This window comes from Kribbella turkmenica, from assembly GCF_004348725.1.
Lineage (GTDB): Bacteria > Actinomycetota > Actinomycetes > Propionibacteriales > Kribbellaceae > Kribbella > Kribbella turkmenica.
On record NZ_SMKR01000337.1, the window covers coordinates 1 to 1,447 of the forward strand.

A 1,447-nucleotide genomic window follows, 5' to 3' on the forward strand; every position below is an offset into this window, starting at 1 on the left:
TCCTCGTACGCCGCGAGGTCGACGTCGGCCGGGTCGAGCGGGGTCAGGTTGGCGCGGCGGACGACGTCCGGGGAGATGCCGGTCGCCAGCGTGACGTGGACGCGGAGGTGCTCACCGGTCGCCGGGTCCCAGGTGCCGGAGCCGCGGAGATGGGTGGAGTGCGCGAGCACGCCCCAGTGCAGGTCGCGGAAGCGTTCCCACTGACCGAGGAAGTAGTCCCGGCAGTGGTAGCCGATCTCCTCGATCTCCGGGTGCATCGCGGCGAGCTGGGTGACGTGCGGAGCGTGCAGGATCACCTCGCCGCCGTCGGCGACGATCGGCTCGACCTTGTAGAACCCCTTGGCCGCGGTCCAGATGTCCTGGTACTTCGTCGGCATCAGCGAGACCACCCGCTGGACCGGGTGGTCGAGGTAGCGGACGTGGGTCCGGGCGGAGATCTCGGCCGCCGCCCGCCAGGACGAGACGGTGTCGCCGAAGGCCACCGCGTGCAGGGCTTCCGTGCCCGACTGCGCCACCACGGAGAGCGCGAGCTTCTCCGCCGGGATCAGCGCGGCGGCCTCGTCGATCAACGCCCGGACCGGCGTGATGCCGGGCGTGCCGATGATGCTCGCGCTGGTGATCAGCGCGCCGAGCCAGTGGGAGAAGTCGATCACCTCCTGCCCGGCCACGCCCGGGAAGAAGTACTTGTTGCCGCCGGAGAAGCCGACCACCTCGTGCGGGAACACCGGGCCGACGACGAGTGCGACGTCGTGCTCGACCACCGCGCGGTTGAGCTTCACCGGTACTTCGTCGCGCAGCATCTCACCGGAGATCTCGCCGACCCGGTCCGCGCTGATCGTGCCGAGGCCGGCGAACGTGTCCGGCTTCCACCACTCGTGATTGAGGACGCCGGCGTACTCGCCGCCGAGGTGGACGCGCAGCTCGTCCGGCGACATCTCCGCGTGGGTGCCCAGGGCAACCAAGATGGTGAGCTTGCTGACCTGGCCGTCGAGTGCCTGGTGCACCGCCTTCAGCAGCAGGGGCAACGGGCAGCTACGGGTGGCGTCCGGAACGATCACGCAGACGCTGCGGCCCGCCAGCCCGGCACTGCTCAGGGAGTCGCCGATGAAGCCGACCACCTCGTCGTCGGTCAGCACCTGCCCGGGTCCACCGATCACCGCCGCCGGTCGCGCATCCATGGAGTCCACCCTAGTGCCTCGCCCGGAAACGTTGGGGTCGTAACTGTTGACGAGTGTGGTGGCGTGGTGGGTGCCTGGGCCGATCCTCCGACACCTGATGGGGACTGGGGCATCTGGTCAGCTGTCCCCAGTCCCGATTTGCTGTCCGCGGTTGGGGGATCCGGGCTGATGTGTGCAGTTCGACAGGAGGTGTCCGGCGATCGAGCCGGATTGCTGGTCTGCTCAGGCGTTTGTCGTGGGGCAGTGGGCGCATACGTCCTGTCGAACTG

The 1,447-nt window shown here is 69.2% G+C and carries 1 protein-coding gene; it reads right to left on the minus strand.

From position 1 onward, the window contains the following. Positions 1–1,178, minus strand: a 1,178-nt coding sequence (locus E1218_RS35735; RefSeq protein ID WP_132327450.1) for a lactate racemase domain-containing protein, incomplete at its 3' end; no start/stop codon positions are given. Positions 1,179–1,447 lie beyond the last annotated feature (269 nt).